The organism is Bartonella grahamii ATCC 700132 (assembly GCF_000518085.1).
Classification (GTDB): domain Bacteria; phylum Pseudomonadota; class Alphaproteobacteria; order Rhizobiales; family Rhizobiaceae; genus Bartonella; species Bartonella grahamii.
Genome location: NZ_JACX01000039.1, coordinates 1 through 8,218 on the forward strand (window position 1 = coordinate 1; position 8,218 = coordinate 8,218).

7 protein-coding genes and 3 pseudogenes are annotated in these 8,218 nt (G+C 38.6%); all 10 read left to right on the top strand.

What is annotated here, in order from left to right:
* Positions 1–292 (top strand): annotated as a pseudogene (locus U736_RS11260) (ShlB/FhaC/HecB family hemolysin secretion/activation protein); the annotation flags it as partial.
* A 90-nt stretch (positions 293–382) separates the two neighbouring features.
* Positions 383–703: pseudogene (locus U736_RS0108175) on the top strand (hypothetical protein); the annotation flags it as partial.
* Between the two features lie 163 nt (positions 704–866).
* A complete protein-coding gene (locus U736_RS0108180) occupies positions 867–1,331 on the top strand; it encodes an SMI1/KNR4 family protein (protein WP_012754696.1) in 465 nt (154 codons plus the stop codon).
* A 108-nt stretch (positions 1,332–1,439) separates the two neighbouring features.
* On the top strand, positions 1,440–1,907 hold the full coding sequence (locus tag U736_RS0108185; protein ID WP_012754697.1) for an SMI1/KNR4 family protein: 468 nt from the start codon (positions 1,440–1,442) through the stop codon (positions 1,905–1,907).
* Between the two features lie 2 nt (positions 1,908–1,909).
* Positions 1,910–4,490 (top strand): annotated as a pseudogene (locus U736_RS11265) (DUF6990 domain-containing protein).
* Positions 4,491–4,578: 88 nt separating this feature from the next.
* Positions 4,579–4,923, top strand: a complete 345-nt coding sequence (locus tag U736_RS0108195) for an HNH/ENDO VII family nuclease (RefSeq protein ID WP_026500621.1) — start codon at positions 4,579–4,581, stop codon at positions 4,921–4,923.
* Between the two features lie 270 nt (positions 4,924–5,193).
* Positions 5,194–5,664: an SMI1/KNR4 family protein gene (locus tag U736_RS0108200; RefSeq protein ID WP_012754699.1), complete on the top strand. Its 471-nt coding sequence runs from the start codon at positions 5,194–5,196 to the stop codon at positions 5,662–5,664.
* A gap of 191 nt (positions 5,665–5,855) precedes the next feature.
* Complete coding sequence (locus U736_RS0108205; RefSeq protein ID WP_026500622.1) at positions 5,856–6,335, top strand: hypothetical protein; 480 nt, start codon at positions 5,856–5,858, stop codon at positions 6,333–6,335.
* 85 nt (positions 6,336–6,420) lie between these two features.
* Positions 6,421–7,374 (top strand): phage major tropism determinant, encoded by a 954-nt coding sequence (locus U736_RS0108210; RefSeq protein ID WP_245256884.1) that lies wholly within the window; start codon positions 6,421–6,423, stop codon positions 7,372–7,374.
* A gap of 70 nt (positions 7,375–7,444) precedes the next feature.
* Positions 7,445–8,107 carry a lysozyme gene (locus U736_RS0108215; protein ID WP_026500624.1) on the top strand — a complete coding sequence of 221 codons (663 nt, stop codon included), beginning with the start codon at positions 7,445–7,447 and terminating at the stop codon, positions 8,105–8,107.
* Positions 8,108–8,218: the final 111 nt, after the last annotated feature.

Sequence of the window (8,218 nt, forward strand, 5' to 3'; positions counted from 1 at the left end):
GTTTTGGCGCAATGAATTGTCGCTGTTGTTGCCAGGTTTTTCTTCGAGAATGGGGCGTAAATTTATGAGCCAATTCTCCCCTTATATGGCGCTTGATCTGGGGGCTGTAGCCAATGATGTAAGCAAAAACAGTTTTGGCGGGCGCCTCGTTGGGGCAACTCTGGGTTTCCATGCAACCGGAGACATTACGGATGTTGATGTGTCTTATTCGAATATTTTAACCCAATCAACAGTGCGAGAAAAGGGGAATAAGACAGGGTTATTTCAAGTGCGGGCATTATTGAGATTTTAGAGCAAAGGGGCGGTAAAAAATATCGCTGCGCTGTTTACACCCATATGGGTTGTTTTTTTAAGAGATAAAGAATTTTATGAGGAGCTGAAGATGCGGGGATTGAAAGATCAAAAGCACAAATTGGGATATGGACGTGCGTTAGGGCAGCATGCTCTTGGTGTTTTGCAGCGTGGGATCCACAAGGGGCTTTCACTTGTTTTAAGTTTTTGCTTAGCTTTTCAGCCTTTGTTGTTGCAAGCACAAGCGCTTGGAGCGCGAAGTCCTGTTGCACAAGAAAGCCAAGGGATTAAAGCCGCTGATGGGGTTGGCTCTGTTTTCCGCCCCACGGTGGGAAAAGCCGGCAATGGCGTGCCGCTAATTGATATTGTTCGCCCCAATGGACAAGGTCTTTCTCATAACAAATATGACAATATTATGCAATAACTTCTATGAATTCCTCTGTAAAAGAATTATAACTAATTTGGAATGACACTTTTTGTCGGGCGGTTTTCTTTTGAAATACACTGTTAAAGCCGTCATCCTTTTTTGTTTTCAAAAATGCAAGAATTGTTAATCACTTTTAGGGGGATCATCTATGAAAACCTATACCTTAGCTGATGTTGCAGTACTAGTTGATAAGTATAGCGATCGTATCAATTTTGGTACTGCTGATGATGGAGTTGATGATGTACTAATTGAAAAAGCAGAGAAAACTCTCGGTTTGCAGTTTACAACTTCCTACAAGAGTTTTTTAAAAAATTACGGAGGAGGAGAAATTGGTTATGAAGAAATAATGAGCGTTTATCTTATAGACTTTGAGATTGCACGTAGTGATGATATTGTTTACAATCACTTAACAGATATAAAAAATGGTTTAGCAAAACCACAACAGCTTGTCGTTTGTACAAATGATTTGGATGAGTCATTTTATTTTGATTATTCTCAGTTTCGGGATGGTGAATGCCCACTCTATGTTGAAATTGCATCTGGAGATTCAGAGCATTACGCAAGTAACTTCTATGAATTCCTCTGTAAAAGAATTATAACTAATTTGGAATGACGCTTTTTGTCGGGCGGTTTCCTTTTGAAATACACTGTTAAAGCCGTCATTCTTTTTTGTTTTCAAAAAATGCAAGAATTGTTAATCCCTTTTAGGGGGGAAGGACTTATGAAAACCTATACCTTAGCTGATGTTGCACAATTAATTAATAAGTATCCGGATGTTATCGACTTTGGCACTGCAGAGGATGCACCTGATGATATATTGATTGAAAAGGCTGAGAGAACTCTTGGTTTACAATTCACCTCATCCTACAAAAGTTTTTTAAAAAATTATGGAGTAGGAGAAATTGGAGGTTATGAAATTTTTAGCATTTATAACGCAAGTTTTGAAGATAATCCTGCTGGTGATATTGTTTATTATCACTTAACAGATATAAAAAATGGTTTAGCAAAACCACAGCAGCTTGTTGTCAATAGAACAGATTTTGGTGAAACCTTTTACTTTGATTATACTCAGTTTCAGGATGGTGAGTGCCCGCTCTATCTTAGATTTCCACCTAGCGATCCCCAGTATTACGCAAGTAATTTTTATGAATTTCTCTGTAAAAGAATTATGGAACACGCAGGGGCATGACGATGCGAACCAAAGATGTAACAGAAATTTTAAAAGGACTTGGTTGGGAATCTTACCGTGCTGAAGATGGTAGTATGTTTGCGCATTATCATTTTCCCGATCGCATTGTAGGCATTAGTTATGATGTTGTAGATTATGGAGAGGAGGGTGGAAAATTTCGGTTATCAGCTGATCTTACCACTGCTGCCTATTGCCTTGCTTGGGAATATGCTAGTGGTGAAGTATCACAGGATAAGTATGAAGATACGCTGTTTTCTGCGAAAGAGGATTTCGATGTTACGGCTTCAGATCTCTCAGAAAGCCATGTTAAGGAATCTTTAAATAGGGTTATTGCTTGGGGGAAAGCACAAGATATTGAACAAAAATTACGTGAAAAAGCAGCCAATCATTCTGCTGTTGCAGAAGCATTACTTGGTGATATTAAGGCTTTAAAAAGTTCTGAGTTTACACCCCAATTACATGTACCAGAATTTGCAGATTACAAAACAATAGGGTGGATTGAGCGCCTCATTCTTTTTGCGCAAGCTTATAAAAACGGGGAGTTAGACGATATTCTAACGCGTAAAAAGGCCAAACAGCACTCGATAAGCCTTACAGCAGCAAGCCGTATTCTTAAAACCCAAGGGTGGTTTTCTACGGAACCTGGGAGAATGTTTCTCTCTTTGCCAGACCGTTTTATTCAGTTTAATTTTGGCTTTATACGTCTTCATGATAATTACAATGTTCGTCTTGAGGCTAAAATATCTAATGAAGAGATTTCTGTAGCTTGCGAATATATTCATTTTTGTGGACAACGTAATCTTGTACGACCTACGGATATTTATCGATCTTTTAATACGATTGGAGGAGAGAATTTTCGTGGGGTTGATAAAGGAATTGATATTTATGTAGAGATATTGAATGAGCAAGAGTTGACAAAAATCTCTGAGCGGATAATACAATGGGCACGTGCCCAAGATTTACAAGCATCAATAGAAAGCAAAACGCTTATCCAAAAATATAGCTATTATCCAGCTGTGATTTGGCATTTGGCTTGTTTAGCATTGACAGGTCAAATTGATGCCCTAAAATCCTATCAAGATTCTATCGCAGAGGATAAGATTCCTAGTCATTTGCAAAATCTTGATGAAGAATTAGAAGACTATGTGAATCACGCTGTTGAATTTTCTGAAAAACATCTGAAAATTCTTCATGAGAGAGAGGCTGCAGAAGCACATCTCAGTCCACAAGCTTTGATTACTTTCAATAAAGTTGCAGAGCAATTAAAACAAATGAGTTGGACAGTTTATCGTGATAAAAACTACAATCGCAATGCTTATTTTATAAGTAAAGACCGTATCATCAATATAATGTATAACCTTCAAAGTGATGAAGAAGAGCCGATTGTTGCATTTAAGGCTTCACTTTCAACACTTAGCTTTTCCACGGCTCATAAAGAGATTTTCTATAATATGCCTCAATATATAGCCCTCAAAGAAGCAGAAGAAGTTTATACAGTTTCTAGTACTGAATTAGATGAAGGCAAGCTAAAGCAGATCAGTGCGGATATTCTTGAATGGGCTGATCGGAAAAATGTGAATCAAATCATTTATGATTATGTAGCTTTTCCCCCAGATAGTGAACTTGATCTTGTAGCGCGTCACCTTATTGCGCTTGTTTTGATTGGGGATGTTGAAAAGCTCAAATCTTATAAGGAGAATTTTAGAAAGGGAAATCCTTTAGGTTTTGTGGAAGAAATCTCAAAATATAGAATTGATAATCTCCTCACTCTTGCACGGGGTTATCGAGCAGGTTTTCCGAAAAACGCTCCGATTTTAAGCTTGGATCCGCAAACAGCATCTGTTGCTTCTAAAACAACTTCTGTTGAAGTGGCAGAGGAAGTGGATGAAGCAGATGACACTGATGATCGTCTCACTATGGAAAGTGCGACAGCACTTTTAAAAAGTCTAGGCTGGTCAACCGAGAAAATCAATGAGAATGACCATATGGCAAGTTATCAATTGGCCGATCGTGAAGTAGATATTCTTTATAACGATGAAATTGCCAAAGATTACCCGCAATTTGATAGCGCCTTTATGATTAGCACGGGCATTCTTTCCACCGCTTGCAAATTCATTGATCCTACCCACACAGAAGATATTCCAGACATACAGCTTAATTTTGAAGCCAAGGGATTAGAAATCTTTGAACCAGAAGTCACTGCGGATCGTTTAACACAGGCGCTTGATGATGCGCTAGAATGGTCAGTCGAAGAAATTGATCTTTCTGAAAGACTTCGCTCTGATTATGGCGCTGCTCCTTGGGAAAAAAGCACCACGTCTAAAGCAAACGATACGGATTATGCTTTACTTCATCTTGGCGCTCTTGCTTTATTGGGTGATGTTGAGACCTTACAATCTTATCAGAAAAGCTTTACGGCAGGGGATCACCTAGGCTTTGACGAAAGCATCAACAAAACCCACCTTGAACGTGCATTAGCTTTAGCCAAAGAAGTAGCAAAGGTGAAGCAAGTGAGCTACGCTTTAATTAAACAGGTGGCAAAAGGATTTCGATAATCACTCAGAGTTTTCTAGCGAGGAATAACCTACTTCTTGGAAGGAGAGTTTGTTAAGTCTATTTAGAACAAAGAATACATTGATTATTTTGAAAAAATTGAAGGGGCTTATGAATCATGAAATGGATAAAGAAAAAAATTATGGGAGCAGCTGAACCTGTGGAATTTAAAGGTAAAAAAGTTTATCAGGGAGATGAGCTGTTTGAGCCTGAAACAGTTTCTTCTTGGAAAGAAAAAGGACAGATAGTAACAGGTACAAATGTGGAAAGAATGGTATCAGGAAGAGCTCCTATTGGAGTCGATTGTAGGCCTATTATGTTATATCCTATGACACAAGAAGGTCCTATGGCTGAGGTTCTCTACTCATTTTATCAAGATAAGAGTTTTGTTGCGCCTATGAAGCCAAAGACAAGTTTTATCAGAAAAGTTATTTGTTGGATTTCAAAAAAAAATTCTAAGTAGGAAAAAAAGAAAAAGTAATTATTGCAAATATTGAAATAATATCTCTAAAAGGCGCTCTCTAAACTTTAATGATCACTTCCTTTAATTCCATCATATATTGTAAATGCGAGATGATTGCACAGAGACAAATGAGACAAAGAGCTCCTTCAAGAAAACATCCTTTATATTCTATCAATGTAATCCCAATTCCATTGGCTATAGTAGAGAATATTGATCAGTAGAAACACTCATTATGAGTAAAAACACACTGTGACTTATGGAGAAAAATTTATGAAAAGTTATACTTTATTAGATGTTGCACAATATGTTGATATGCATAGTCAGGTTATTAATTTTGGTACTCAAGATAATGCACCTGATGATGTACGGATTAAAACAGCTGAGAACACTCTCGATTTACAATTTACCTCTTCCTACAAGAGTTTTTTAAAAAATTATGGAGGGGGAGAAATTGGAGGTGAAGAAATATTTAGTATTTATGAAATCTGTGCAGGTATTCCTGCTGGTGATATTGTTTACCGAAATTTGCTTGATAGAAGAGATGGCTTTACGGACCCCAAACAACTTGTTATCTGCACAACTGATTTTGGTGAAACCTTTTATTTTGATTATACGCAGTTTCGGGATGGTGAATGCCCACTCTATCTCAAGTATACATCTGAAGATTCCGAATATTACGCAAGTAATTTTTATGAATTTCTCTGTAAAAGAATTAAAGAGTATGCAGGGGAAAATTCATGAAAACCTATACCTTAGATGATGTTGCAGTATTAATTGATAGAGTTAATAAATATAATGATGATATTATCAATTTTCGTACTGAAGAAAATGCGGCTGATAATCTACAGATTGAAAAGGTGGAGAAAGCTCTTGGTTTGAAATTCACATCTTCTTACAAGAGTTTTTGGAAAAAACTATGGAGGAGGGGAAAAATGAAAAAAATCTTAAAACTATTGAGCAGCATGGCTCTCTTAAGTACAGCTGGATGTCAGTTAGGCAATCCTCCCCCATCGACTTTGGTTTTATGGGAAAAGCCTAGAGCAGATCGGGCTGTAATCGAACAATCACTTTTAAAATGTGGTTGGAAACCGGTTTATGCTTCTTCTAGTGATATGAATTCGTATGCAAGTGAATTTGCTTCAGTATATGAGTGCATGAAAAAAGCAGGTTTTCGATATAAATTGCAGGATTCAAAGGGGATTTATTTTACACAACCTCCGAAAAGTGCCTCGTTCCTAACCGATCTCATCATAGCTGGATATCAGCAATTTATGGACAATGATACTTTTGGTTTAAGCAATACGAGCAAGAAGGAACGGGCCATGATAACTCATTTTGAGAATGAAAGAAAACGTCAACAAACAAAAAAATCTTTGCAAAAGCGATCATCAAAGCATCCTACCCATTCTTAAAGAGTTAGTTGAACAAAAAGCACGAATGATGGAGGGAGTCAAAATAGTGCCCTTCTTTATTCAAGCGAATGAGACGTTGAATCTAATGGTTGATCAACCTGACAGAATTCTGGAAGCCGATCCGGAAAATAGAAAAGGTCTTGTGATCAATGAAGGGGCATGTTTTCGCTTTTATCATGGTGGTGAGAATGGGGGTAGGTACCTCTTTTACCGCGTTCTAGGGCGTGGAAGGATGACTTTTGACAAAGATCTTGAAGCAGGAAAGGATTATTATATATATCTCATCTTAAAAGATCAGACGAATGAGCTATCCTTTGACCTTTCGCAAAATCCGACGGCTCCTGATGGCTATACAAAGGATAATTCTGAAAAGATTGGCGGATTTCATACGCTATGTGCGGATGTTGGTGAGATCGAAGGTCATCTCTTATCGGGTTATCAAGCGGGGGATATTTTGCCCAATTCTGTTTGGTGTTTAAATCACCGCCCGCGTAGTAGTCCAGAAGGGATGGTTTACAATCCGTGGCATAATATTTTGGTTGATATTTATCTTCAATCAGGGACAGGTGAAAATGCAAAGTCGGCATATGGTGTTCCGATTACGACCAATCGTAGCTATGCGGATCATGCATTTGATTTTTGGTCTGTTAATAAGAGATTTTTGACGAGTGATGAGTTTTCGCCATGCATGTATGGAAGTAATCAAGCAACCAGTATTGTCGGCAATCAAGCGCCTTCTCTTAAGACGTCTGGAGGACACGTTGATACAAACAATAGACGGATGATTTCGCATATTGGTTGTGAGGATGGTTGCGGTTATGTGTGGCAATATTTGTCTGGTTGTTATCCAGTGACTAAATGGCATACAGGGGAGCAAGGAAGCAGTTTACGTGTAGACATAAATGTTATGTTGGGAGGAGGCGATTGGACTGGTGGCTCTAACAATGATCATCTTGTACGGAATTTTGCGCATTCTCGTTATGTAGAAGATGAAAAAATAGGCGCCCGTGGATGTAGCGACCCATTTTATTATAATTAGTGCGAGATTGATTAGAACATCATTTTATCCAGCCCCACTTTTGTGGGGCTTTTTTTTTATGGAGCGTCAGATGAGAAAGATATCGAAAGAAGGATTAGAGCTTATCAAACAATGGGAAGGTTTGCGTTTAGAGGCTTATAGAGATACGGCATGTGTCTGGACGATTGGTTATGGTCACACCAGCAATGCGAGTCACCCCCTTGTCAAAAAAGGCATGTGTATTAGCCAAGAGCAAGCAGAAGAAATCCTTTGTGAAGACTTAAAGCAATTTGAGAAGACGGTAGAGGAATCGGTCACGGTTTCGTTAACGGATTGCCAATTCGCGGCATTAGTCTCGTTTTGCTATAATGTAGGAACAGCTGCTTTTCGCAAGTCAACATTGTTGAAGAAGCTTAATCAAGGCGATTATGAAGCCGTACCCTTAGAATTACAGAAATGGAATAAGGTCGGTGGGAAGCCTCTTGCAGGTTTAGCCAACCGTCGAGCAGCAGAAGCAGGATTATGGGCAAAAGGGTCTTATGTTTCTTCGAATTATCAAAGGGTAGAAACGAAAACGGCAACCGGACTTCTTAAAATAGAAGCACTTGCCCCGATTATAGGGTCTTGTTCTGGTTTTGGTGGCTTGTTAGCAGGCAATGGACCAATTCAATGGGCATTAGCAGGCATCATGGTTTTAGCGGCTGTAACGGGCATAGTGATTGTTGCCAAGCGGTTTCGGGAGCAACGCTTATGATTTTTTGGTTAAAGAAATATTCTCTTATGTTTACAGCGGCTTTAGCCGTTTTTTTTATGGCTTTAGCCAAGGCGTTTCACCTTGGCAAGCAAAGCGAACGGCAAAAGCAAA